The 26,498-nt window shown below is 44.8% G+C and carries 25 protein-coding genes and 2 tRNA genes; 19 read left to right on the forward strand and 8 right to left on the reverse strand.

The genetic code is table 11. The annotated features are described in order from the left end of the window. Positions 1-267 precede the first annotated feature (267 nt). From B5F83_RS08300 to tsaE, 8 genes are all read left to right on the forward strand, one after another. Positions 268-1,500, forward strand: a complete 1,233-nt coding sequence (locus B5F83_RS08300) for a site-specific integrase (protein WP_087279533.1) — start codon at positions 268-270, stop codon at positions 1,498-1,500. 769 nt (positions 1,501-2,269) lie between these two features. Then, positions 2,270-2,617, forward strand: coding sequence for a helix-turn-helix transcriptional regulator (locus tag B5F83_RS08310; protein WP_229088635.1), 348 nt, complete (start codon positions 2,270-2,272; stop codon positions 2,615-2,617). 1 nt (position 2,618) lies between these two features. Beyond that, positions 2,619-5,189, forward strand: coding sequence for a DNA (cytosine-5-)-methyltransferase (dcm, locus tag B5F83_RS08315; protein ID WP_071424957.1), 2,571 nt, complete (start codon positions 2,619-2,621; stop codon positions 5,187-5,189). Then, entirely contained in the window at positions 5,186-6,358 is a 1,173-nt protein-coding gene (locus B5F83_RS08320; RefSeq protein WP_071424958.1) for a hypothetical protein, read from the forward strand. The genes dcm and B5F83_RS08320 overlap by 4 nt, the downstream gene beginning before the upstream one ends. 2 nt (positions 6,359-6,360) lie before the next feature. Further along, entirely contained in the window at positions 6,361-6,735 is a 375-nt protein-coding gene (locus tag B5F83_RS08325; protein WP_074021968.1) for a hypothetical protein, read from the forward strand. Between the two features lie 30 nt (positions 6,736-6,765). Then, on the forward strand, positions 6,766-7,626 hold the full coding sequence (locus B5F83_RS08330) for a hypothetical protein (protein ID WP_087279534.1): 861 nt from the start codon (positions 6,766-6,768) through the stop codon (positions 7,624-7,626). After that, entirely contained in the window at positions 7,623-8,084 is a 462-nt protein-coding gene (locus tag B5F83_RS08335) for a hypothetical protein (RefSeq protein WP_083389230.1), read from the forward strand. Before B5F83_RS08330 ends, B5F83_RS08335 begins: the two co-directional genes overlap by 4 nt. Positions 8,085-8,316: 232 nt before the next feature. Then, the gene (gene tsaE / locus B5F83_RS08340; RefSeq protein WP_087279537.1) at positions 8,317-8,742 is read left to right on the forward strand and encodes a tRNA (adenosine(37)-N6)-threonylcarbamoyltransferase complex ATPase subunit type 1 TsaE; all 426 of its coding nucleotides are present in this window, start codon (positions 8,317-8,319) and stop codon (positions 8,740-8,742) included. Between the two features lie 7 nt (positions 8,743-8,749). On the opposite strand, the gene B5F83_RS08345 is transcribed toward tsaE, so the two are convergent. Beyond that, positions 8,750-9,283: a metallophosphoesterase family protein gene (locus B5F83_RS08345; RefSeq protein ID WP_343234009.1), complete on the reverse strand. Its 534-nt coding sequence runs from the start codon at positions 9,281-9,283 to the stop codon at positions 8,750-8,752. 75 nt (positions 9,284-9,358) lie between these two features. Here B5F83_RS08345 and B5F83_RS08350 point away from each other — a divergent pair, with 75 nt between their 5' ends. Next, complete coding sequence (locus B5F83_RS08350) at positions 9,359-10,177, forward strand: RsmE family RNA methyltransferase (protein WP_239383847.1); 819 nt, start codon at positions 9,359-9,361, stop codon at positions 10,175-10,177. Here the strand turns inward: B5F83_RS08350 and B5F83_RS08355 are convergent. The 6 genes from B5F83_RS08355 to B5F83_RS08385 form a co-directional block, all read right to left on the reverse strand. Beyond that, positions 10,167-10,760 carry an L-threonylcarbamoyladenylate synthase gene (locus B5F83_RS08355; protein ID WP_087279674.1) on the reverse strand — a complete coding sequence of 198 codons (594 nt, stop codon included), beginning with the start codon at positions 10,758-10,760 and terminating at the stop codon, positions 10,167-10,169. The two genes, B5F83_RS08350 and B5F83_RS08355, sit on opposite strands and share 11 nt — an antisense overlap. A gap of 5 nt (positions 10,761-10,765) precedes the next feature. Further along, the gene (locus B5F83_RS08360) at positions 10,766-11,851 is read right to left on the reverse strand and encodes an endonuclease/exonuclease/phosphatase family protein (RefSeq protein ID WP_087279540.1); all 1,086 of its coding nucleotides are present in this window, start codon (positions 11,849-11,851) and stop codon (positions 10,766-10,768) included. Continuing rightward, positions 11,841-12,533: a rhomboid family intramembrane serine protease gene (locus tag B5F83_RS08365; protein ID WP_087279545.1), complete on the reverse strand. Its 693-nt coding sequence runs from the start codon at positions 12,531-12,533 to the stop codon at positions 11,841-11,843. The genes B5F83_RS08360 and B5F83_RS08365 overlap by 11 nt, the downstream gene beginning before the upstream one ends. A 15-nt stretch (positions 12,534-12,548) precedes the next feature. Further along, positions 12,549-14,381, reverse strand: a complete 1,833-nt coding sequence (gene mutL, locus B5F83_RS08370; protein WP_087279548.1) for a DNA mismatch repair endonuclease MutL — start codon at positions 14,379-14,381, stop codon at positions 12,549-12,551. Positions 14,382-14,393: 12 nt separating this feature from the next. Next, on the reverse strand, positions 14,394-14,732 hold the full coding sequence (locus tag B5F83_RS08375) for a hypothetical protein (protein ID WP_087279550.1): 339 nt from the start codon (positions 14,730-14,732) through the stop codon (positions 14,394-14,396). Positions 14,733-15,799: 1,067 nt separating this feature from the next. Continuing rightward, a complete protein-coding gene (locus B5F83_RS08385) occupies positions 15,800-17,197 on the reverse strand; it encodes a hypothetical protein (protein ID WP_143822507.1) in 1,398 nt (465 codons plus the stop codon). Between the two features lie 110 nt (positions 17,198-17,307). On the opposite strand from B5F83_RS08385, the gene B5F83_RS08390 reads away from it, so the two are divergent. The 4 genes from B5F83_RS08390 (at position 17,308) to ispF (ending at position 21,850) form a co-directional block, all read left to right on the forward strand. Then, positions 17,308-18,690: a porin gene (locus B5F83_RS08390; RefSeq protein ID WP_087279560.1), complete on the forward strand. Its 1,383-nt coding sequence runs from the start codon at positions 17,308-17,310 to the stop codon at positions 18,688-18,690. Positions 18,691-18,744: 54 nt separating this feature from the next. Beyond that, complete coding sequence (locus B5F83_RS08395; protein ID WP_087279563.1) at positions 18,745-20,166, forward strand: lamin tail domain-containing protein; 1,422 nt, start codon at positions 18,745-18,747, stop codon at positions 20,164-20,166. Beyond that, on the forward strand, positions 20,160-21,302 hold the full coding sequence (locus B5F83_RS08400; RefSeq protein ID WP_087279566.1) for a metallophosphoesterase: 1,143 nt from the start codon (positions 20,160-20,162) through the stop codon (positions 21,300-21,302). Before B5F83_RS08395 ends, B5F83_RS08400 begins: the two co-directional genes overlap by 7 nt. Positions 21,303-21,367: 65 nt before the next feature. Then, positions 21,368-21,850, forward strand: a complete 483-nt coding sequence (ispF, locus tag B5F83_RS08405) for a 2-C-methyl-D-erythritol 2,4-cyclodiphosphate synthase (protein WP_087279568.1) — start codon at positions 21,368-21,370, stop codon at positions 21,848-21,850. Positions 21,851-21,868: 18 nt separating this feature from the next. Here the strand turns inward: ispF and B5F83_RS08410 are convergent, their stop codons facing one another. Next, positions 21,869-24,367: a beta-N-acetylglucosaminidase domain-containing protein gene (locus B5F83_RS08410; protein WP_087279677.1), complete on the reverse strand. Its 2,499-nt coding sequence runs from the start codon at positions 24,365-24,367 to the stop codon at positions 21,869-21,871. A gap of 127 nt (positions 24,368-24,494) precedes the next feature. Here B5F83_RS08410 and B5F83_RS08415 point away from each other — a divergent pair. From B5F83_RS08415 to B5F83_RS08445, 6 genes are all read left to right on the forward strand, one after another. Next, positions 24,495-24,565: transfer RNA gene (locus B5F83_RS08415), tRNA-Gln, on the forward strand. Between the two features lie 79 nt (positions 24,566-24,644). Then, positions 24,645-24,718, forward strand: a tRNA-Met gene (locus B5F83_RS08420). 208 nt (positions 24,719-24,926) lie between these two features. Beyond that, the gene (locus B5F83_RS08425; protein WP_087279571.1) at positions 24,927-25,106 is read left to right on the forward strand and encodes a hypothetical protein; all 180 of its coding nucleotides are present in this window, start codon (positions 24,927-24,929) and stop codon (positions 25,104-25,106) included. A gap of 8 nt (positions 25,107-25,114) precedes the next feature. After that, on the forward strand, positions 25,115-25,396 hold the full coding sequence (locus tag B5F83_RS08430; RefSeq protein ID WP_087279574.1) for a virulence protein: 282 nt from the start codon (positions 25,115-25,117) through the stop codon (positions 25,394-25,396). A 256-nt stretch (positions 25,397-25,652) separates the two neighbouring features. Further along, positions 25,653-25,946 carry a type II toxin-antitoxin system HigB family toxin gene (locus tag B5F83_RS08440; protein ID WP_087279576.1) on the forward strand — a complete coding sequence of 98 codons (294 nt, stop codon included), beginning with the start codon at positions 25,653-25,655 and terminating at the stop codon, positions 25,944-25,946. A 4-nt stretch (positions 25,947-25,950) separates the two neighbouring features. Next, positions 25,951-26,316, forward strand: a complete 366-nt coding sequence (locus B5F83_RS08445) for a helix-turn-helix domain-containing protein (protein WP_087279579.1) — start codon at positions 25,951-25,953, stop codon at positions 26,314-26,316. The last annotated feature ends 182 nt before the right edge of the window (positions 26,317-26,498 follow it).

Consider the following 26,498-nt stretch of genomic DNA (forward strand, 5'->3'; position numbering starts at 1 on the left):
AGGGGCTCCGAAACGGAGCCGAAAATATAAAAAGATGAGTTCGATCGGAAAAATTACCGGGACAGTCTGCCGATTGACTCATAATGACGGAATTAAACGACAGTCCCTAGAATATAGACTAACGGGGTAAAAGTTCAGTTACTTTATCATTACCTAAGTAATGGTGAGAATTTCTTGGAAAACCGATGTATTTCACCGTTTGGCATAAAGCGTCATAGCTGTCTGTAACTCACTATAAATTAATTTTGTAACCATAAAAAGTGAGTTATGCGAAGTACCTTTAAAGTATTATTCTACGTAAAGAAAGGTAGCGAGAAGCCTAATGGCAACCTGCCTTTGATGTGCCGCCTTACGGTGGACGGAGGAATCAAGCAGTTCAGTTGCAAGATGGATGTACCTTTGCGTCTGTGGGACGTGAAAAACAACAGGGCATCGGGCAAAAGCATTGAGGCACAGAAAATCAACATTGCCGTTGATAAAATCCGGGTGGAAGTAAACCGCCGTTATCAAGAGCTGATGCAGACTGATGGGTATGTCACTGCCGCCAAGTTAAAAGATGCCTATCTCGGTATCGGTGTCAAGCAGGAAACTCTATTGAAACTTTTTGACCAGCACAACAGCGAGTTTGCCAAGAAAGTGGGATACAGCAGGGCAAAAGGAACGTACCAACGTTATGTGACCGTCTGCAAACATATCCGTGAGTTCCTGCCTCATACTTACAAGCGTGAGGATATTCCGCTGAAAGAGTTGAGTCTCTCTTTCATTAACGACTTCGAGTATTTCCTGCGCACTGAAAAGAAATGCCGTACCAACACTATATGGGGCTACATGATTGTGCTGAAACACATCGTTTCAATAGCGCGGAATGACGGACGTCTGCCTTTCAATCCCTTTGCTGGGTATATCAACTCTACCGAAAGTGTGGACAGAGGATATGTCACGAAAGAGGAAATACACACAATGATGAACACCGAGATGCCCGACAAGACACATGAACTTGTCAGGGACTTGTTCCTGTTTTCCACGTTCACTGGCTTGTCTTATTCCGATGTCAAGAACCTGACCAATGACAATTTGCAGACATTCTTTGACGGAAACATTTGGATTATCACCCGAAGAAAGAAGACCAACACGGAATCCAATATCCGTCTGTTAGATGTACCCAGACGTATCATAGAGAAGTACAAAGGCATGACAAAAGACAACAAGGTATTCCCTATGCCGAGCAATACGACTTGCAACAAGAAGTTGAAAACCATTGCCAAATTGTGCGGTATAAAAGCCCATCTGACCTATCATGTTGCAAGACATTCAGCGGCGACCACCATTTTATTATCCAATGGAGTACCGATTGAAACCGTAAGCAGACTGTTGGGGCACACCAACATAAAGACGACCCAAATCTACGCAAAGATAACCGCCCAAAAGATAAGTCAGGACATGGAACAACTTTCTGAAAAATTGGGAGATATGGAGAAAAGCATTTGTAGGTCAATATGAGAATTACAGACCGCCAGTCGCCTGTTTCCTCGCTCGTCCATTAAGTTAGTACAGACTTTATTGAAAGTGAAAAGGTCATGCGGCTGTGCCGTTTCTGGCTGAATCTTCCTCTTTCAGAGAGTATTCAGCCAGAAAACCTTTTTCCTTTCACGTCTGTACAATGGACGATGACGGCTACGGAAACAAACGACTGACGGAAAAGAATCGTCAAATACAAAAAATAACAGCACATACAGAATAGACATATATGTCTATCATTATCTGTTTATAGAATTTCATTCAAAACAGAGGGAGGCGTTTTTATAGGGCACAATAAAATGGCGGCAAACGGGAAACTGCACTCCCTCCAGAAAATAATCTTTTTCTCTTGGCAGTGTTTTGGGAATACCGTTTTCACCTTGTCGGAATGTCGCGCTTTACCAATAAAGCAAGGTGCTGCTCATTCCTGTGATTCTGTTGACCGCTTTTATCTTGACGGCTTAGAGACCAACCGACCATGATGCTAACCAATAATTGGGCAAACCAACCAACCGACCGTTACTTGTTGGAAACAACAAATAATATGACCAATCTCAAATAAGCATCTTATCAAAGATTATTCTTCTATTTTTAGTCGTGATTTCGATACTTAAATCTTATGTTCAAACGAACATAGCAAGTTGTGTTTTGGGACGCCCGAAATGTTTTCGGCGTTCCAAAACTACTTGCTGGAATCTTTTTCCTCCAAAGTCGAAAAGGTCAGCATAAAAAAGGTCTGGGAATATAGCTTATGGCTCAAATATTATTTGTACTTTTGCCAAATAATGTCAAGACACAAAAGAGTAAATTTATGTTTTCAGAGCGTATTAAAGAGCTTCGTGTTCAGAATCAGATGCCACAGAGACAATTAGCAGCGGCTTTAGATATTGATACTGCGACTTATTGCAAAATAGAAAAAGGTGAGAGAAGAGCAAAAAAAGAGCAGGTATCTATTTTATCTAAATTATTTAATGTCAATGCTGAACAACTATTGACTTTATGGCTTGCAGATCAGGTGTCTGCCGTAGTATCAAGTGAACAAAAAATTGCACCTCAAGCATTATCTCTTGTTGTTGAGGCATTAAAACGAGATATATAATATGGCTAGAGTAAAATATGAAATGATTGATCCTGATTTAGCTTCTGCTATGTTGTCTGAGGCTAAATCAACTTATGGTCTTAAAACTTACATCAGTTTGTTTAGCAGTGCTGGTGTTGGGTGTTATGGTTTTAAAGAAGAGGGATTTTACTGCATAGCAACTGTCGAGTTGTTGGAGCGAAGATTAAAAATACAGTCGTTTAATCACAAGTGTGTATATCAGAGCGGTTATATCTGTGGAGATATGACGTTGCAAGAGACTAAAGATAAGGTTTTTAAAGAACTTGCCCTTTGGAAAAGAGGATATAATATTACTGATCTTGATGTTCTCATTGCGACCCCACCATGTCAAGGAATGTCCGTTGCAAATCATAAAAAGAAAGATGAGCTAAAGCGAAATTCTTTAGTTGTTGAATCAATCAAAATGACGATGCAAATTAAGCCGAAATTCTTTATTTATGAGAATGTTCGTGCTTTCTTGAACTCTGTATGTACCGACATTGATGGTCAAGATAAAACCATAAAAAATGCCATAGACAAAAATCTTTCAGGAGACTATAACATATCATATCAAGTCCTGAACTTTAAAGATTACGGAAATCCGTCTAGCCGTACTCGTACACTCGTTATTGGCGTAAGAAAAGATATGAAAGAAATTACGCCTTTTGATTTATATCCAGACAGGCAACCAGAAAGGACATTGCGCCAAGTTATAGGTCACCTTCCGTCCTTGAAAAAAATGGGAGAAATATCTGCTGATGATATTTATCATAATTTCAGAAAGTATTCACCTCATATGGAGGCGTGGATTGCGGATATTAAGGAGGGACAATCAGCATTTGATAATACTGACATATCAAAAATTCCACATACTATTAAAAATGGGATTGTGGTATATAATGCTCAAAAAAATGGTGACAAATATACTCGTCAGTGTTGGGATAAGGTTGCTCCTTGCATTCATACTCGAAATGATATTATGGCAAGCCAAAACACAGTACATCCTACCGACAACAGAGTTTTTAGTATCCGTGAATTGATGCTGATGATGTCTGTTCCCTCCTCTTTTGTATGGACTGATATCCCATTTAAGGAGTTGAACGCTTTTTCAGAAAAGCAGAAGCATGATTTTCTGAAAAAAGAAGAAATGAATATTAGACAAAATCTAGGGGAAGCGGTTCCAACTATTATTTTTCAGCAGATTGCACACAAAATACGTGCTGCTTTATGCAAACCGACAATGTCTGAACAAGACATCAAATCACTTATTGAAGTGAAAAGTTTGACCACACCATCTTGCTTATTGGAATATATAAAAACTGCAGACCACCGTAGTTTTGCTGATTTGTCTAAAATTGCAGAATTGGCAAACGCACAAAGAGAAGACAATGCCGCCTATTACACAAGGCAGGATATTTGCTTTTCAATTGTTAAAAATTTGCCAGATGCGAAAAATTATTCTGAACTGAATATTCTGGAGCCATCAGTTGGAGTTGGTAATTTCTTGCCGACCTTGATTCAAAAATATTCAAGTGTCCCTGCGATAAACATTGATGTTGTGGATATTGATGCCGTAAGCATTGAAATTTTAAAAGAATTAGTAGATAAAATAAATATTCCTGCTAATGTGCATATTAATTACATCAATGCAGATTTCTTATTGTATGAGTTTGATAAAAGATACGATATTGTAGTAGGTAATCCTCCGTATAAGAAATTGACAAAAGAAAAAGAATTATTGTCTAAGTATAAATCAAACATCTATAATAAAGATACTAATAATATATTTTCATTTTTCATTGAAAAAGCAATGAAAATAGGAAACGTCGTTTCATTGATTGTGCCCAAAAGCTTGATTAATGCTCCTGAATTCAATTTGACTCGTTCATTGATGAAAGAAAAGAGAGTGACTCATATTATAGATTTTGGAGAAAAAGGATTTAAGGGAGTTAAGATTGAAACAATATGCTTCATTCTTGATACACAGAAAAAGCCAAGCAATACAATTGTCGAATCTTATATAACAAATACGGTATTGGAACATAAACAGGAATATTTAATGGATGACAAATTTCCATATTGGATAATTTATCGCAACAATGAGTTTGACGAAGTTGCCGATAAGATGGATTTCAACGTGTTCAAAGCATATAGAGACAGAGTCATTACCAAATCAATAACAAAGAGTAATGGAAAAATAAGGGTCTTGAAATCAAGAAACATAGGAAACAATGAAATTATCAACATTCCTGAATATGACAGCTATATTGATGATGTAACTGGTTTAGATGTCGCAAAATATCTGAATCAGTCAAATTGTATTCTATTGCCAAATCTTACATATAATCCACGGGCGTGTTTCTTGCCCAAGGGTTGTATCGCAGATGGCTCTGTTGCAATCTTGACATTAGTGAATGATGCTGATTCTGTTTCTAAAGCAGATTTGGCTTTTTATGCAACAGATAGCTTTACAAGGTTTTATGCAATTGCTAGAAATTTAGGGACACGTTCTCTTAATATAGATAATAACTCCGTTTTCTTTTTTGGGAAACTTAAATCTCAACAGGTATGAGAGATACTATAAATGAATATCTTAGTCAATTTGATTTAGATATACGCAAGTCTCATGACGCTAGGTTTGTTGACCAGAAATGTACTCCTGACATTGTATGTTTTATGGCCGATTGCGTTATGAATATGGTTGCAACAAAGCCTGTCTTTGTCATTAATGATATATGGGGATCACAATATTTTATTCAAAATTCAAGAGTGATATTTAATAAACCATGGGCAAATGACAAGAAAGCATATAATGAATATAACAAAGTGCTTTCACAACCACTAAAATTGTTAGCATATGCACACATCTTGAATGTTGAAATAGTAGATGGTTCTCTTACATTCTCTGTCGCTAATGAAGATTTGTTGGATTATATTTCAAGAAAAGATCGCAACGCATATAATTTCTTATATTGCTACTTTATGAAAGTTATGACTGATAGTGGCTTTATGAAGTATTTTGAAGAATATGCAAAAGATAGCATAGATAATCCTATTACGGCAAGAGATGAAATTTATGACAGATATTTCAAATTGATAAATGGAAATACTCCGTCGCATTCAAGATTAGACATAAGACGTATGTTTCATAAGGTATTCAACGTGTATGCGGCTGAACATCATTTGCATGGAAGTAATGGAAAGATTACATACTACTCAGATTTGATGTATAACAAAAAGAATTGGCGCGATATGGACAAAGATAAAACCATAACACGCCAGGAGGCATTGACACCTGAAAAGAAAGAAAGGCAAGAGGCTATAAATACATATTATGTACAGAAAGCAATTGCCTTAATTCGCAAAATCCAAACAGAGAGCGAAGTTCATGATAGTTGGGGTAATGGAGAGGCTACACAAGTGCATCACATTTTTCCCAAATCACAGTTTCCGCAGATTGCTCATTATGTTGAAAATCTGATATTATTGACTGCAACACAACATAATACAAAAGCGCATCCAAATAATAAAACTCAACAAATAAACAGGGACTATCAATTAGTGTGCTTATTAGCAAAAGCTGATACAATTGAAAATTCCTTGCGACTTGTCGGAGATAAATATTATAGGAAAGAATCATTTGTATATGTGATAAACACTGGATTAACGACTGATTTTAGTACAAGTCTGACTTTCGAAGAGATAAAAACAAAACTAGTTCAAATTTATAACGCAGCATAACTATGTATAAATCAAGTTTTGGTTCAAAAGGACAAATACAATTTGCCAATGAACATGAATACTACACTTTCTTAGGATATCTTGCCAAATCTGATGGCAGTACATCAATCGTTTGGGAACATAATGAAAATCAAGGTGCTTGGGGAAGTGAAGGTCGCATTCAAGTACATATATCCAATATGCCTAATATTGGACAACTCGCCATAACTGCAGGAAATGGAGGCGATGTAATAAGTAGAATAAATTGTAATGAGTTTGTTGAGAATATTTGTACTAATCATGGTTTTAACTATGGTAAGAATCAGGATATAATAAAAATAAGACAAACAATCCCAGTTCAATATCAAGCAGATTTTGATAAAGGATTAAACCTTTAGTGAATAAACATAATGTTGTAAGAAACGATTATGGCAAGCTACATATTATATACATATCAATTCGCACCAATTATAAATGATGGAGCTAATTTGTTCCAACCTATGCCCGAGGTTGAACAACGTATGGAATCAAAACAAACCTATTTGCAAGAAATACTATTAAATGCAAACTTCAAATTTAATAGCAAAAGAGAAGGTGTCTTTGAGCATCAATTACGTTATAACGGTAATGGAATTATTATATTGAAACTTGCAAATAATAAGCAACTTAGTCTCGAAGAAAATTTTAAAAAGAAAAAACATCATTATTCTCCGAGTTGTTTTGTTATTATTGATAATCGTCAAGATGTACAACATATAGCTATAGAAGATGATCCTACTGCCTTTTCTACAACGGATGTCGTCCGTAACATAATGGAATACTCTTTGAAAAAAGCATTAAAAACTTATGGACTAACAATATCAATAAAAAAAGAATATCAGAAAACAGAATTTTGGCAGCTCCTAGAGCAATATCCCAAAGGGGTATCTATGGTTAGATTTCACTTCTCATATCCTAATTTACCGCGAGTTTCCGAAAGTATCAATGCATTAATTAGTAATCAAAGCAAAATTACGAATAGTAAAAGTACGACATTTGAGCTAAAGTCGTCAGATTCTGAACAACTGTCATTATCAAATGATAATGAAGAGTTGAATGGTTTAGTTAATGCGTCTGCTGATAGTGGAAATGTCATTACTTTGAAAGTAAAAGGTTTACGTAGATATGTAAAAACAGGAGAAACGACAAAGAAAATTGAAATTGACGATCTTGAAGTACAAATGCAAAGCGATAATTTATTTCAAAATAGATTTGAGAAAATTGTAGAGCTACTTAATGCTGCAAAATGATGAATCGAGTAAATCAAATTTTTAGATATATCGGATATTTTTCATTATCACTTCTAATTGGCTGGTTTTCTAATTATAGTGGTGATAAAACAGATTTTATTTTGCAAATCAGCCATAATATAATACCTTTGTTAGTTACCATATTAGCTTTTTATGTAACAATTCTTGCACTAATTTTGAAAGAACTTGTAGTTTTCAAAAATCAAAAAGGCGGCAATATAAAAGACGTATTACATAGCATGAAAAAAGATTTGATAATAGAAATGTCATTAATTTTTGTTGCTTTTCTTTGCTATACTGTTCGCGGTGCAATCAGTAGTGTTATATCTACAGAATGCATGCAATGGATAACTATTTTATCAAATAGTGTCACTGTATTCACTTTTATATACTTTCTATTGTTGATTTTTGATTCAATTGTCGGTTTGTGGAACTTAATAGAAGAGAATAATAAATAGTAAATCCTTGTGTTCGTTTAAGGATTTTGCGTATTTTTGCATAAAGAGTTATTTGACAGTCAAACATAGCGAAACGTTGAAAACTGCACGGTCTCTTAGTCGTTACCGCTACTTCTCAAATAATTTGCTAAAAGTTTATTCTTCAAACGATTGTGTCAAACCGTTGAAAATCTAAAATAAATTTACAATAGGAAACGATTGAAGAAAGTTATACTACATCATAAAGACCATAATGGACACTCATATTATTACAATGAAAGACCTGTCCTGTCTGCCGGCGGCGGCCGAAGAATTCCTCAGGGAAACGGCAGGACACAACATCATAGCTTTTTATGCAAAAATGGGAGGAGGTAAAACAACCTTCATTACGGAGTTATGCCGGCAACAGGGCGTAGAGGACACCGTATGCTCTCCGACATTCACGATAGCCAACGAATACCGCACGGAAAAGGACCTGCCGATATACCATTTCGATTTTTACAGGATAGAAAGGCTTTCCGAAGCCGAAGACATCGGAATCGGCGAATATTTCGACAGCGGTTTTCCCTGCTATATAGAATGGCCCGAAAACATCGAGGAACTTCTTCCCGAAGAAACGCTCCGTGTCTACATCGATGCCCATGATGACGGAAGCAGGACTCTGAGGTTCGATATCTGAGAAGATATCACAGGGCCTTGTCCCACTCGCAGACCTCCATGTCGTATATGTCCGAGGAGCATATGCGGAAACGCAGGGCGGTACGCACATTGTGGAAGCCGAAGATTCCGGCCGCTCCGGGATTGATTACAAGCATGTCCCTCCGGGAATCGTTCATGACCCGAAGTATATGGGAGTGCCCGCATACGAAAATCTGCGGCCGGTACTTGTCTATCAGCTCACGTGCTTTGGGGTCATAATGCCCCGGATAGCCGCCTATGTGCACCATAAGCACGGACATCCCCCCTGTCTCGAAAAAACGGTGATGCGGATGGTCCGCCCTGATGTCATAACCGTCGCAATTGCCGTAAACCCCTTTGAGAGGTTTGAATGCCGCTATGCTGTCCGCGCACTCGATGGTTCCGAAATCCCCCGCATGCCAGATTTCATCGACAGGGTCGAGAAACGAGCGGAGTTTGTCATCAAAAACACCGTGGGTGTCCGATATGAGACCTATATATGCCATCCTGATTGATACGTATGCTATTTTAAACCCGTTCAAACTATTCAAATTGCACGGCAAGTTATAAAAAATCGGTATTTTTGTACCCGGGAGACAAAAAAATATTTTCTGGACATGGAAATTTTCTACTCTGAAACGCTGAACGAGGCCGCCGGAACCGGGATGGCCGTCAAAGGTGCCGCCGCTTTCCTCGGAGAGGACGAATCCGCCCACTGCATACGGGTATTGAGGCACCGCGCCGGAGACAGGATAAACGTAATCGACGGGAAAGGCGGGATGTACGAATGCATCATAACGGAGCCTTCGCCCAAACGTTGCGGCCTGAGGATAGAGGATTTCCACGGGAACTGGGGAGGGCACGGCTATACTCTGCACATAGCCTGCTGCCCCACAAAAAACTCGGACCGGTTCGAATGGTTCATGGAAAAAGCCACCGAAATAGGCATAGATACGGTAATACCCATAATCGGAGAACATTCCGAAAGGAAAACGATTAAACGCGAGCGTGCCGAAAAACTGCTGCTCTCGGCCGCAAAACAGTCCCTCAAAGGAAGGATTCCCGTCCTTGAAGACTGTATTTTAGTAACCGACTTCATAAAATCGGAAGTGGACAAGGAAGCGGACAAGGGAGCGGGCAGGGACGGAAAGCGATGTCTAAAACTGATTGCCTACTGCTTTCACGGAGACGGACAGGATGCGAGGAAGGACATGTTCGAGGAAATGGAAAAACATTTCCGCGACAACCCTAATCCTGAAATACTGGTAATGATAGGCCCTGAAGGGGATTTCAGCGACAGCGAAGCCTCGCTCGCCATCTCCAGCGGATTCATTCCCGTATCCATGGGGGATTCACGGCTGAGGACGGAAACAGCCGCACTTATGGCTGCGGCCGCGGCATACGGTGCAGCTTCACGGCACCGTATCAAGGCCTGATAATCCGGATTTCCCCGTCCAGACCGACCTTTATCACCGAAGACGAAAACCCTGTCGACTCTTTTTCAAGTTCCGGACAGACTATATAATCCACGGCATCCTTTATTGCCGGGGAAATATCGTCAAACGATTTTGGAGTAGGCTCTCCTGAAATATTTGCCGAAGTGGAAACCAAAGGTTTGCCGAGACGGGCGGTCATCCTTCTGCAATAATCCGAAAGCGGTATGCGGATTCCGACGGAACCGTCCTCCGCCACACAGTTGGGTGCAAGCCCGTAGCCCGGAGCAACTACCGCATCGGGATAAACTATCGTCATGGGCCTGTCGTTCACTTCAATCAGAGAGACAGCCATCTCGGGCATCTGCCTGACATAACGGCATATCATATCCATATCCGAGGCAAGGAGCACAAGGCTTTTGCTGTCGGAACGTTTTTTTATTTCATATATTCTTGCCACGGCCGCTGCATCGGATGCATCGCAGCCTATTCCCCATACCGTATCGGTGGGATAAAGGATTACACCGCCGCTTCTAAGAACCTTTACGGCGGCATCTATCGTTTCCTTCAATCTGTTCTCTTCCATTTTTGTCAATAATTCAAAACCGAAATTACAGGATAATGGTCGGAAAATTTCCAATGCGGGGTCCTGTGCGAAATAACGCCGAAAGACTCCGGAACAAAAATATAATCTATTCGCAAAAGGGGCCAGAGTTTCGAGTATGTCGCGGCAAAACCCGACCCGGCTTCCGAAAAAGTGTCCTTTCTCCCTTTCACTAAAGCATTGTAAGTATATGACATGGGAGTATCGTTGAAATCCCCGCATATCAGCGCCTCATTAGGGGAATTTTTCACATTGTCCAGAATCTGCCCCGCCTGTTTGGGCCGTTTCAGCAGGGCTCCGCGTACCTTCACCCCTGTTTCCCGGGCCACTTCCTTATCCTCTACCATCGACTTGACAAGCCCGGCCGTGGAAATGCTGTAAGACTGCAAATGGCAATTATATACACGAAGGATGCGGTTTCCCAGGTCTATGTCATTATACAGCGCGAGATTGCTGCTCTGGCTGAATTTTTCAACCCCGGATGATATTATCGGAAAACGGCTGACAGTCAGGTTGCCCGAATATTTTCCCGGTTCATGTTTGAAATAATATTTGTAACAATACCCGCTGAAATATTTTTCCATAAGCACCGAAAGGGTATCCGGAGAGCCAGCATAGAACTCCTGCATGCACACCAAATCCGGAGAACATTTGCTTATGCTGTCCAGGGCGGCCTCCCTGACATCGGGCACACTCCCCCACTCGTCCGATTGCGGAAGACGGAAACCTCCAACATTATACGTTATGATTTTCAAAGTATTCTCCCCCTCACCCACGACCGTATCGCCTCCACCGGAAAACCGTATCTGCTTGTCGGCGATGAAAACGAAAGGCACGAGAGCCAGAAGCGGAATCCAGAAAAACCTCGAACGCCGTATGACGGCCATGACGAGGAGCAGCAAATTGATAATGGCAACGGGAAATTCCATCACGGCAAGGACACCTGCCGGCCAGAAACGGGCAGGATTCACATACATTGAAAGATAGCACAGCAAGAGCAGAAGCGCCGGGACAACCAGCACTATCAGCCACACTGCCGATGAAAATGTAAACCTGCGGGAACTATCCCTCATAGTAAAGCCTGTTCTTTTTCTTCCAGATTAAAATCATTATCAGACCGAAAATCATTCCGCCGAGATGCGCGAAGTGAGCAATCCCGTCACGTGTACCCAAAACCCCGGTAGCCAGCTCGATGACAGCGAATATCAGCACGAACCACTTGGCTTTCAGGGCCACCGGAGGGAAAAGCAGTTGCAGCACGTTGTTCGGGAACAGCATTCCGTAACCGAGAAGCACGCCGTAGATGGCCCCGGAGGCTCCTACGGTCGGAGTGATCATAAGCCTGCGATAACCGCCTATGGCCGCCATGTCCCCGGCTTCCGCAAGCCCTTTGAAATGCTCCACCTGAAATGCCGTCACCCCGGTATGCAGGAGGGCCGCGCCTATTCCTGTCACGAAATAGAACAGCAGGAATTTTTTAGGACCCCATATCCTTTCCAGCGCACAACCGAAAATCAGCAGCGTGTACATATTGAAGAATATGTGGAAAAATCCCCCGTGTACGAACATGTGGGTAATCGGCTGCCACCAGTGGAAATACGGCGACTCTATATAAAACAATGCGAATTTTTCATACATGAAATCACCCGTCAGAAGCGTAAGCAAATACACCAGAATGTTTATCAGGATGATATTTTTTACCGCCACCGGTATATTCGAGAGAAAACCGCCTCTCCCATATTCATAATATCCCATTTTAAAAATTTTCTTTTACCATTTAGTTATTATTTTATCTATATCCGAAAGCGACACCGTAGCATTGCACCGCTTTCCTAAATACGGGGAAGTGGACGAATCCTCGCATCCCATAAGCTGTTCAATCAAAGAACGGGCCTCGGATTTATTCGGCACGCTCCTGTCCGACATGGCTGAAATATGTGCAAGCCTCACCGCCATATCCGAAATGATGCTGCTTCGGAGTTCTCCCGCCGTTTCATCCAGGGAGGCTATCAGCCCGGCCGCAATATCGGAAACAGACTGTCTGTCGGAACTGAAACCGGAAGGCATCCCGTACACGGCAATGGAAGTATCCCCGGCCGGCCTTATGTCGAAACCGGCTTCGGACAATATCCCGGAATGCTCCCCTACAAGGGAAACCGCATGCCTGCCCACCTCTATTTCAACCGGATAAAGGAGGGACTGGGACAGTATCTCGCCCATAGCTATGCTCTGAATCATCCGGCTGTACATTATCCTCTCACGGGCACGGACAATGTCCACTATGCGTATGCCCTCTTTCACTTTATATATTATATATTTTTCTCCGACCACCATCGTATCGTCGGCAGACAAAGCCTGCCTGTCATCGAAAAGCCTGCCATAATCCACGGCAGGGGCCGGATTGTACGTCCTTGCAGGAAAATCGCTCCCGGTTTTGGAAAAATCATACGCGTTTTCAGGAGAATCATACCCGTTTTCCTGATAGCCGTCGTTTTCGAAAGGATTGTAATCCGGATTCACGCGCACCTGCGGAGCCTTTACAGGGGAAGGGTCCAGTGGATTGAAAACCGGGATTTCCGGCACTCCATCCACATCAAAATCTATGCTCTGGACAAATGAATTCTTGCCCAGGGATTCCTTGACACAGGCATACACTATCTGGAAGACCACCTGTTCTTCCTCGAATTTGACCTCCGCCTTGGAAGGATGGATGTTTACATCCACATTGTGCGGGTCTATCGTCAGATAAAGGAAATACGAAGGGGATGTTCCCGGAGCTATGAGGCCTTCGTAAGCCTTCATGACCGCCTTGTGCAGATAAGGGCTGCGGAAGAACCTGCCGTTTACGAAAAAATACTGGTTGGGCTGGGTTTTCCGCGAATCTTCAGGCCTTCCGATAAAACCACGGATGTTCACGACCGACGTATCCGCCGATGCCTCCACGATTTCCCTGGATATGTCCTTCCCCAGCAAATCCGCCACACGGATTTTCAGACTGGAGGCCGGGGGCAGATCCTGCACGTCCTTGTCATTGTGGACAAGCCTCAAAGAAAGTTCCGGATGAGTAAGGGCTATCCTGTTGAACTCCGAAAGTACCTTGCGGAATTCGGAAGCATCCGATTTCAGGAATTTCCTTCTTGCAGGGACATTGTAAAAGAGGTTCATTACAGAAAAATCCGTTCCCGCCGGACAGGCCGTTTCCGTAACTGAAACAAGTTTTGAATCCGCATATTCCACACAGACACCCGTTTCGTCTTCCCTGCGCCTTGTCTTGAGCGAAACCTCGGCTACTGCGGCAATGGAGGCAAGCGCCTCACCCCTGAACCCGTATGTAAGTATCGATTCGAGATCTTCCGGACACGAAATCTTGGAAGTCGCATGCCTTTCAAAGCATTTTACAGCATCTTCCGGAGACATTCCGCAACCGTCGTCCAATACCCTTATGAGGGTACGGCCCGCATCGGACAGTATCACAGTTATGGAAGAAGCTCCGGCATCCGCACTGTTTTCCATCATCTCCTTAACGACAGAGGAGGGGCCCTGGACCACCTCCCCCGCGGCTATCATATTGGCCACATTCGCCGGAAGTATCTCTATCTTCATCTCCTGCCCGCCTTATATGAACAGATATGCAAAATATTTTGCAAAGAAATACAGCAGTACGGCAAGTGCGACAAACATGGCATATTTCGCCAGCCTGACCAGAAAATTGCCTTCGCTCTTCGTTTTCTGGTAAGCGCCGTCCCTCAGGCTGCCGTAAATAAGCGACCCGGGAACATAATCCTTGCTCTGCTCGGGAATCTTTCCTTCCTGAAGCTCCTTAAGTTCCCTTTCGGCCGACACCTTCCTCAGTTTTTCCCTGCGGCGCTCCTTCTCCGGATCGTAAAAGACCGGCTGATAATTGAACACCCTGTGGTGCTGAGGGGTTGAAAACAAATTGAATCTGAATGCCATAAAACAAAATCTATATCCTGCAAAGATAATAAACTGTTTTCAATTTCTCAAAAAGTTCCGGGGAGTAAGAAGCTGTTTAAAAATTTTTATCAGAAAATTCCAGAAAATTCGAGACATGCTTCCGTGCAGATTCCTGCCGTTTTTTTGATCCTGCCGTTTTTTTGATCCTGCCGTTTTTTGATTTCTGCCATTTTTTTAGGAGAATAGCAGTATTATTTTACAATATAAATGGCGGAATGGTGTCGGAAAAATGGCGGAATGATGGCGGAATGACGTCACAAAGAACTTTTGAAAAATTTTAAACGGCTTTTAACATTTGGAAATAATATTTGCCGAGACTTGCCGATGTGTCATTTGCCTGTTTCCGGAGGAGCAGAGAGCCTCGGAAGGCGTTAGAGAACCTTTAACCAGCTCAAAGTTGATGATGCGAACAGGGGCAAGAGAGCCTCGGGAGGCGTGAACCGTATTTCTACCGCAGCAATCCATGGTAATTGTACTGGAATATAGTTGTGTGTTGGGGAAGGAGGGGTACTTCATGGATGCTATCTGTATTTTATAAATTCATAAATTCACCTCAGGGGGAAAGTGCCCTGAATTCGTGGGAATTTGGTTCACTTTCCCGGGAAAAACGGCGAAAATGGCGGTAGAATCAATATTTTCGGCGGGAAAGTGCACCAAAAAAGCGAGAAAATGGTTCACTTTCCCCCGAAAAACGAATGGAAATAGCGGTAAAGCCAATATTCCCCAGGGAAAGTGCCTCGGATTCGCGGCAAAACGGTTCACTTTCCCCGGGAAAAACGGCGAAATGGCGGTAGAATCAACATTTCCGGCAGGAAAGTGCCACTGATTCGTGGAAATTTGGTTCACTTTCCCGGCGGTTAGCATAGATAAAATTGATTTTTTTCGTCAGACAAGTAAGGAAAAGCGGCGCACACCGCGACAAGAACGGCGGAATGATATCAGAAGTATTTTAACCATAAGGCTGGCCTGAAAGTCAAAAGACTTTGCAGCCAGCCTTTATTGCATCAATAAACAAGCCTACCCTCGGAAACTCTGAAATCCAGGGGTCACCTTCCCATGACCGCCTTGATTTCCTCAGCGCCAAGCGGACGGATTACCGCAATTGTCTCTGCACCTCTTGAAATAAGACCATAACCGGATACGGATGCAGCCGCAGTACCGGCTGTAGCAAACTCTTTCTTTGCCGATGCTCCGTAGCCGAAGGTACCATTGCCATTCATCGGGAAACCGACAGCGACATAGTCAGTCCCCGGAAGCAGGTTTGGCCACACGTAATCGTCATCGGCGAACAAGGTGGCGCCATAAACCGCAACATAATCGCGCACATAGTCTTCAGGATTATCATATTCAGGCAGGCTCGCACCATAGTCGACAAGATCATTGTAATCGGCGACAGTCATCACTGCCTGATAATACGCCCTCGTGTTTTCACCCATCACATATTTCACACGGGCCGTAGTTTCCGTAATCTCCGAAACTTCGATTGTCATATTGCCCGGAAGGGGCAGGGATTCATCCGCAAAATCGCTATGGAATGAAAAACTTCCGCATGCCACAAAATTACCGGAAGCGTCAAAACCGGCAACGCCCATTACGTAATCATAATCTTCATAACCGTTCAGGGCGACTATGCCCGTTTCTCCATCCGGTATAGGCGTAATCATCCCGAAAGAAGCATAGGTCTCAGTAATCTCTTCTATGCTCATACCCAATTCGGCAAGCACGGACTTTGACACTACCAGCAGGCCGGACGAAGCTACCGATTCATCATGGATAGTCGCGGTAAGATCCATCGCCACCAAATCAAAATGATCAACTGTAAGTCCTGCGCCGAACGCCATTATCTGAGAATACTGTGTCTCGGACTCCAGTCCTGTAGCCGTGATTCCTCTGGCATATACGGCATACGGACCTATTGAATCGCGGACGACAGGAACACTGACGGCATCTGTGACCTCAATGCCTTCAAGTGTACCGTCCTCAAACGCCTGCCGGGACTCCGGCAAAGGCATGGATACGGCAGACACCACTGCATAACGAATTGTCTCAACATCCTCGGAAGGCACAAAGTCTATATTGAAAGCCCCGTTGCCTACATACTCAAGAGACATTAAAAGAGAGACATCTTCAATATCGGCCACAACATCTCCCCAATCCGAGTCAACATATCCGGCGGCAACAGCCTTCACTTTTACCGTATGTTCTCCCTGAGTCAGGCCAACAAAGGTCACGGAACATTCGGCGGTACTCTGATCGGTTCCTTCATCAAGTACATAAACATATTCCGCAGCTCCTTCAACAGGGGCCCATTCCACGATAAAACCGTCCGAAGTCAAGGATGTAACCTGAGGCACCGGGGATGCAAGTTTGGATTCTTTCTTACATGACATCGCCAATGACAATACCGTGCAGACAAGCACAGATAAGATTAATTTTGTCTTCATAGTATAAATGATTTTGGTTCATCCGCTAATATACGTAATATTTCTGTAAAACAATCTTAATAACCGTGAAACATCGGTGACATAATTTTGCGCCGTTTTAAAATAAAAAGATGAATCGGACTTTAAGAAACACATTTCTGACGGCATCGGCACTGTTTTGTATCTTCGCAACCGTGCCGGCAGCAGCGGAAAACGAGGACAAAAAACAAGAAGAGGGTAAAGAACTGAAGGCGAAAGTCTATTATAAAGACGGAAAATTCAACATCGCCACGACCGATGGAAAATTCAGGCTCTGGTTCGACAACCGCATCTATACCGACGCTTCCATTTACATCCCTACGGAATCGGTTGAAGGGCTTACATCGAAGGTGAATAAGGACCTTGAAGACGATGACGGAATCTTCAGATTCAACAACGGGGTCAGCGTGCGCAGGGCAAGGCTGGCCTTCAAGGCGGAACTGTATGAAAAATGGTTCGCGGAGTTTGATATAGATTTCGCATATAACGAAGTGGAACTCAAGGATATGTATCTCGGATACAAATTCAACGACCACCTCTCGATCCAGGCCGGACATTTCAAAGAGCCTATGAGCATTGAAAGAGTAACGAGTTCCCGTTACATCATGGCCAACGAAAGGCCGATGCCCGTAGAAGCACTTACCGGGGGCCGGAGGCTCGGAATCGCCGCCACCTGGTGGGGCAAATACTGGTGGATATCGGGAGGAGTATTCGGACAACAGGTCGATATCATCCAGAAAGAGAGGAACAGGGGAAGCGACGGATACGGTTTTACCGGAAGGGTGGCTGTGCCGATAATCAACAATGATGACATGACACTGCACATAGGAGGTTATGCAAGTTATCGCACCCCGGATGCCGGAGGCCAGGAAGACCGCATAGCCCTGTTCAGGACTTTCCCGGAAAGCCGCACCGACCGCAGAAGATTCGTCCAGGCCGAAGTGGGCAATGTAAACCATTATACGACTTACGGTGCCGAAATAGCATTCAGATGGAACAAGTTCCTCGCTTACGGAGAATATATTTTCACAGACCTGAGCCGCTACAAAAAGGCCGGGGAAGTACGTGAACCGCTTAAAAATGCCGAATTCATGGGCTGGTACGCGACCGCTTCATGGATGATACTCGGAGAACAGAGGCGGTATGTCCAGGAAGATGCCGAATTCGGAGGAGTGAAAGCGCGTAAAAAAGGGGGAAGCCTCGAATTGACAGCAAGGGTAAGCCATTTGAACCTCAACGATTTTCATGACATGTCCTCCCCTATTACAGGCGGTATGGCCTACTCGTACAGCGCAAGCCTGAACTGGTATCCTGTCAGCAACATACTTGTCGGACTGAACTATGTTTTCATGGACAACGACAAATACGCCGACTCGAAAGGACAGATTACCGCAGGCAACCAGCCTCTCAGCCAGGCAAGGCCGGAGGGTATCGACTTCCATATCCTTCAGTTGAGAGTAATGGTATCGTTCTGAGCCGATTATCCGTTTTTAAACGTTTAAAATCGACTATAAACATTTATTGATATTATGAAATACGCAAAATTGTTTTTTACAGCCGCTTTGATTGCGGGAGCAGCTCTGACGACAGGCTGCAAGGAAGACAGGGAACCGGTGGACGAACCGTCCGATGTACAGGGACTGTTTGTCAATGAAGTATGTTCCGGAGGCACGGATTGGATAGAGTTCCATAATGCTACGGACACCGACATCAACCTTTCGGGTTATCATGTACAGGACAACAAGGGCACAGATGAGGAATATACATTCCCGGAAGGAAGCTCGATTGGGGCCAAAAGTTTTCTCGTGATTGAAGAAGGCACTTTCGAATTCGGCATTTCGGGCGACGGAGATTCGATTACCCTCCTTGATGAAAAATACGCGAAAATCGACGAGGTGACAATCCCGGCAATGGAAGACGGCTTCACATATTCGAGGATTGAAGACGGAGGCTCGTCATGGGAAATAGTCGAAGGCGGGACAAAAGGGCGCAGCAACAGCGGCACTCCCGATGACAACCCTGATGACAATCCTGACGAACCGGTGAATCCCGGCGAATCGGAATCTCCTATATTGGTCAATGAGGTACAGGGAGCCACTATCGACGGTGAACAGACAGACTTCATAGAACTTTACAATCCTTCATCCTCATCCGTGGACATCAGCGGTTACAGGCTTCAGGACGACAAGGGCGCAGAAGAAGAATATGTCATTCCGGAAGGCACCACGATAGAAGCCGGAGAAATCATGGCCTTCTACAAGGATGAAACATTTACATTCGGACTTGGCGGCGACGGAGACGTGGTTACCGTGCTTGATGCAGAGGGCAAAATAGTGGATACCATCGAATATCCGGCAATGGAAGACGGCTCTTCATACGCACGTATCCCTGACGGCTCTGACAATTGGCAGGTAGTTACCGAGCCTACTCCCGGTGAAAGCAACGGACAGGGCGGTGGTTCCGAAGACCCTGAAACTCCGTCCGGCCATGCGGCAATCAGGCTCAATGAACTCAACGGAAACGACAAGTTCATAGAACTTTACAACATCTCCGACGAAGACGTGGACATCACAGGCGTTTATTTTACCAAAGATGACGAAGACACTTTCACGGCTCCCGAAGGCACTGTAATTCCTGCCAAAGGCTTCCTTACGGTATGGTCCGAGAAAGCGGACGGCGACCATGAACTCATCTTCGATTTCGGACTTTCAGCCGACAAATCCGTGAAAATAGAGCTTTTCGCCCCTGACGGAAAGGCCTTGGATGTTTTCAAGAACCTCAGCACGGCACTCGGAGAGACCTGGGGCGAGGATGACGGCAAATACGACAGCAAAGACCTCGGCTCGTTTGCCCGTAACACAGACGGCACCGGAGATTGGTACATAATGGTACCGACCGAAGGCAAAACGAATGCAGGCTCCGAAGTTTTAAGTGAAAAAATAGAATGGTAAGAAAATTCAGTTCAGTTATACTTTGTGTTTTCCTGTCCTTGTGCCTGTCGAAGGCCGAAGACAGGAAAATTCATTTTATCTATTGCTCGGACGTCCATTACGGCCTTGAGCGGGAGTTCCGCGGGGATACGGTTACGGCGGATTCCGTCAGCAGGGCGATGATGGCCGCTTTCCGCATGCTCGACAGCACACTCCTTCCGGAAGACGGCGGGACAAGCGGAGGCGAGGTTTTCGGAAAACCGGACTTCGTAATCTGTACCGGAGACATAGCCAACAGGATGGAGGACGGGGTACAGTCCGCGACCGCCTCGTGGGAACAGTTCTGCCGGGACTGGTCAGTACTCGCTCCGGACGGGAACAACGATGCCACTATGGCAATCGGTGAATATCGCTGCCCGCTTTATATAGTACCGGGGAACCACGATATTTCCAACGCAATCGGGTATACCAAACCTCTGTTTCCCGCACGCGATGCGGCAAGTGCGGCAGGAATATACAACCTGATGATGAAACCCGACACGCTTCTGACTGCCGGGACCTTCGACTACCGGACAGACAGGACACATTATTCGTTCACTACGGACAGCATCAGGTTCGTTTTCATGGGAATGTGGCCCGATTCGTCCATGAGGGGATGGTACGAAGAAAACATCACCAAAGACAACGTCACCGAAGACATTCCGACGATTATTTTCACCCATGACCCTCCCGAAGCGGAAGCAAAACATTTTACCAATCCATGGAAGCCCCATAATATCAATGTCCGGGACGGATTCCAGAATCTGCTGACGGACATTTGCGCTGTAAAATATACGGACCGCAAGCCGAAAGGCAACTGGGGGGAACTCGAAAAATTTTTCCTCTCGCACCCCGAAATCAAAGCATATTTCCACGGCGACTGCAATTACAATGAATTTTACGTCTGGCAAGGGCCCGAAGGGAAGATTTCGCTTCCGGTATTCAGGGTGGATTCCCCGATGAAAGGCGAATATTCCGCGACCGACGAGACCCTGCTCTCGTTCATCATCGTTACCATAGATACCGGGAAACGCCTGCTTACAGCGAGGGAATGCTTCTGGAATGCAGAAAAACGCCCGGGAATCAGATGGGGAGAAAGTGCAACAATCCGGCTGTAACCGGATAACCGGATTTTCCTTAAATGACGGGAAAACACTATATTTGCATTCAAACAGAAAAATGAATGGCAAATTTCAGGATTGGTAACGGATACGACGTGCATGCCCTTGCCCAGGGGCTGCCGCTTGTGCTCGGAGGAGTAAGAATCGAATCGCCGTTCGGGTGCGTGGCCCACTCTGACGGCGATGTCGCGATACATGCCTTGTGCGATGCGCTGCTCGGAGCAATCGCAGCAGGGGACATAGGAAAACATTTTCCGGACTCTTCCCCGGAATTCAAAGGAATCGACAGCAAAATACTGCTCTCACGCACTGTAGGCATCTTGCGCGGGAAAGGCTACGGAGTGGTCAATGCCGACATAACCATAGCCATGCAGGCCCCGAAACTCGCCCCACACATAGGGAAAATGCGCGAAACGCTTGCTTCCGTCATGGGAATCGGCGTGGAAGATGTTTCCGTCAAGGCCACGACTACGGAGCACCTGGGCTTCGTCGGCAGGGGCGAAGGCTGCGAGGCATACGCCGTCGTGTTAGTGGCAAGGGAGTAAAGTCAAATACTCCAACCCTTATCTTCCTACGATTTCCACTATCACGGCATTGCCAGACAAGCCGAATGCTGCCGTCCTCCGTACGGGCTGTACTTTAAAATATGCTTTATCAATATCGGTCTCACTTATCACACTGCCGTCGGAGGCATATTGGATAAGTTTAAGGCGTGCTCCGCAATCATCCGGAAAACGGGACAATATTACGTATTCGGATATTCCCTCCGGGACCTTCCAGGAAATCTCCCCGTCGGGACTGTAGGATGTGGAAATACGGCCGTCGAAAGCCGGTGCGGCAGCCGTTTCGCCGCTCATGGTATTTTCATCGCCTGTAATTATATCGAAAGAACGTATGGCGATATAATTTTTCCTGTCAGAGGCGAGTCTTTTCAGTCTTACATAACGGGCCTCGACACCTTCCCCGCTCCAGTTTATGACATACTGCCCTTCAAGCTCTCCGGTCAAAGGCTTCCAGTCCTTGCCGTCTACGGAATATTCCACTACGGCATGGTCGAAATAATCCACATCGTCGGTCGAATTGCGGCCCTGAAGTATGGAAACGCCGCGGATGTCACGGACCGTTCTAAGGTCGACACCTACCCATGAGCCGTCTTTCTGAGACACCCCGGAAGTGTAATATGTCGTCGAATCGCCGTCGAACATAAGGGAGGCCGTCATGCCGCCGCTGTTGGAAAACGAACCTATTCCACTGTATTCCTTAGGAGTTTTTCCAGACAACGAGGCAAGAAAACCGAATCCCATGTCGGACATTGCATTTTCATAAAAAGGTTGCAGTTTCATGGTGCCGGACTTGTGCGCTTCGTATGACTTTCTGTCTTCGGCCGACATGATGTTCTGCGAATATTTTTCCCAGAAAAGGGCGGTATCCGGCATTCCCGAGCGATAGATTCCCATCAATTCCACGGCACGTTTTCCTCGTGTCCCGAGTTTTGCGGATTCCGTCAGCCACGGGCGCAACTCGTCAAGGAGCGCACGGTTGGCACAGGCGGCCTCCAACTCTCCGGGAGCTTTTTCCACCCTGTCGAATTCCGCCCACAAGGCATCTGCGGCAGCCTGTGTCCACTGGTCGAGCCTGAAGGTTTCTGTCTCCCAGGATTCATAACGGCGGTATCCGGTTTCCGTGTCGCAGGAATGTATGGCGAAGGTACGGTACGCCTCGGCAGCATCAGGGACAAGCTCTTTCAGGGCCCGCTCCCAATTTTCCTGTGGCCTGTAAGCGGATATGTTCCATGTATAATCCGCCACCCCGTAAAGGGCCAGCTTCGAGGCCTCCCCATGCTCCATCGGATTGCTGAGCATCCCGCAAAGTTCCTTGTCGGTCAATGTAGTGTCAAGGCCATATACGGGGCCCTGCAATATGATATTGCGCACATAGTCGGTAACCGGATAATTCCACCAATAATAGGCAGGACGTTTGATTCTCGAGTTCACCCAGTCGAGGGTCTCCCTCGTCAGGTCGCTGCAAACATAATCCCCTGTCCAGAAAACCTTTATCCTTTCATTGAGTTCATTCCCGTAAATCGCGAGATTGCCGTCAGGTCCGGGATTGGCCCACAGTTTCGAATAATCGGTAGGGCATACGGTCAGCGGGGAGACATCGCCTTTCACCTCGACAAAATCCGCGGTCAGACGGTTCAGGAGCCCGGCCTGTTTTACCGGATTCGTTCCTTCGCCGGAAATGTCATCGAAGAAAATCGCGAAATTCCTGACCCCGAGCGCATACATCATTTCGAATTTATTGAGGAGGTTGGCATAATCCTCTTCGTTCCATTTTATGTCCTGGCCCGGATGAATCGCCCACACGAAATCAATCCTGTTCCGCCGGCACGCATCGATAAGCTCGGATATGTCCTCCGCCTCGTCCTCCGGATACGGAAGCCTCCAGTTCGGGCTGCTGTGATAAGGGTCGTCCTTCGGTCCGTAAACATATACGTTCATTTTGAATTTTCCATAAAAATCTATCAATGAAAGCCTTGTCTCATGCGACCATGGGGTTCCGTAAAAACCTTCCACCACTCCCCTGTTCGGCAGGTCGGGCCAGTCCGCGATTGTCAGATACGGCAGTTTTCCCGGCTCTTCGGCATTTTCAACCAACTGCCTGAGGGTCTGTATCCCGTAAAACGCCCCGCGTTCATCATGGCCGGTTATCGAAATCCCGTCACCCCCGATTGTCAGGGAATATGCCCCCGAAACCGGTTTTACCGAGGCACGGCCCGATCCGGATGAGGAAGAAAATTTTTTTCCGTAATCGACATACATATTCACGGCGACTTTTGTCCGGCCCCTCTTACCGCCCTCGGATTCCGCGCACAGATTTATACCGGCGGCTTCAAGGAAACCGAGATCTTCGGAAAATTTTCCCTTGACGTCATCAAGACGGATTCCGGAAGATATGTCGAGTGCCATTCCTTCCGGGTCGAAAACCACATAATGAGGTGTCGGATTGATTGTCTGGGCGGAAAGTCCGCCGGACAGTAAGGCCAGAGAGGCCGCAAGCATGCAAGTTATCAAGGTCTTCATTTGCCAAACGTTTTTCATGAAAAGACAAAGATAGGAGCATTTTTTTGAAAAACTCATTGCTATTTTAAAAAACCTTCTTACCTTTGCAGTCCCAAAACGGGAAAATTGAGATATGGTGTAATGGTAGCACTACAGATTCTGGCTCTGTCAGTGAGGGTTCGAGTCCTTCTATCTCAACAAGATAAGGTTTCATTATTAAGCAGCCTGAGCAGCCGGCAACACGGTCGCGGCTCTCCGAAACCTGACGGAACATGATGGCGGGATAGCTCAGCTGGTTAGAGCGCATGATTCATAATCATGAGGTCCCCAGTTCAATCCTGGGTCCCGCTACTGATTGAAGACATTGGAGATGAAGCACTTGCAGGACGGATGCAGGTGCTTTTTTTCGTGTATGGATGTGGTTGTTGGAGCGGTGATGATGTGGCTTTAAATCCCCGAATAAAATTTCAGTTGTGATTTATTCTACACCTTTTAACTACACCTATTCAAAATCCAGATAAAAAGACTATATTTGCGAATAACATAAACACGGGAAGCCATGAAAGTAGGAGATAAAGCGAAAGTGTCCCCTCAACTCACTGGAGAATCCGACTGGGTGGAGGGAGAGGTTATAGACATTGAACAGAATCCGTTCAAGGGTATTGTTATTGCCATTAAGGACAAAGTGGGGAGGATATTCTTTGGCGAGGAGAGATATTTCCAGCCAGTTAAACTGTAGGGGAAGATATGTTTGCGATAGCATTTGACATGGTCGTGTCGGACCTTAAAAAGAATTATGGAGAGCCATACAACAACGCCTATTTCGAGATAGGTGTAATCTTGCGTAAATACGATTTCTACAATACCCAAGGTAGTGTCTATCTTACCGAGAGGAACGATATGGCGAATCTTTACAGAGCGATAGAAGCCCTGAAGAAAACGACATGGTTTCGAGATTCGGTCAGAGACATCCGTGCTTTCAAGGTCGAAGACTGGAGCGACTTTACTCCAGTATTCAAGGAACAGTGACAGCATACATACTTACAGATACGCCCTCTTGCAGCAATGTCGGAGGGTTTCTTGTATATGGATTTAGCAGAGGTCAAGTACGCACCCATAATATCTATCCAAAGTACCCCTGCAGATACTTCAAAGGAAAATAGAATCCACTTCAAGAGACTACATAGCGGGACGGCTAAAAATATTAAATATTATATTGTATTTCAAAACATTCTTTTGCATTTCAATATAAATTATTATCTTTGCACTGACAGACAAGGCTGACATGAGAATCATAGCAAGGAATAAAATTATTGAATATTATACGCGGCATCCAGATGCGGAAACTGCCCTTGAAGACTGGTACCAGAAAGTGAAAAAGGCAGAGTGGACTTGCTTTGCTGACATGAAACAGATATTCGGCAGTGTTGACAGTATAGGAAACCAGCATTATGTGTTCAACATAAGGGGGAACAATCACAGATTGATAGTGGTAGTCAAGTTTACCATAAAACTGGTGCTTGTCCGTTTTATCGGCACTCATGCGGAATATGATTTAATAGATGCAAAAAACATATAGACAGATGGTAAAGATACAGAACGAAACAACTTATAAGATGGCAATGGAACGGATAGAGGAACTTCTGCCGTTGGTGGACGACAATACGCCTATGGATGACAAAAATCTGGTGGAACTGGATTTGTTGTCGGCTCTTGTGGCTGATTATGAAGATGAGCACTACCCGATAAAATCCCCCTCGCTTGTGGATGCAATCAAGCTCCGTATGTATGAAATGGGACTGAATCAGGCTAAATTGTCCGAACTTCTCGGGGTAAGCCCGTCGCGTGTCAGCGATTATCTGACCGGAAGGAGTGAACCGACATTGAAGGTGGCCCGTGACATCAGTCGCAAGCTCAATATTGATGCAAGCATCGTCTTAGGCGTATGATTTCACGGCAGACAAAGCGGGCATTTGCACGAAAATTACACAAAACGCAGAGAAACGGGTGATAATAATACGGATTGAAAAGGAATTATTATCTTCGACCTTGTAATATAAGCACTTATGACAAGCCATCGAAGGGCGGAAACTGGATGGGAACACCTTAGAAGCTGTTAAATTCGATTCAT

The sequence above is a fragment of the Muribaculum sp. An289 genome (assembly GCF_002159555.1).
GTDB classification, from domain to species: Bacteria; Bacteroidota; Bacteroidia; order Bacteroidales; family UBA932; genus Merdivivens; species Merdivivens faecigallinarum.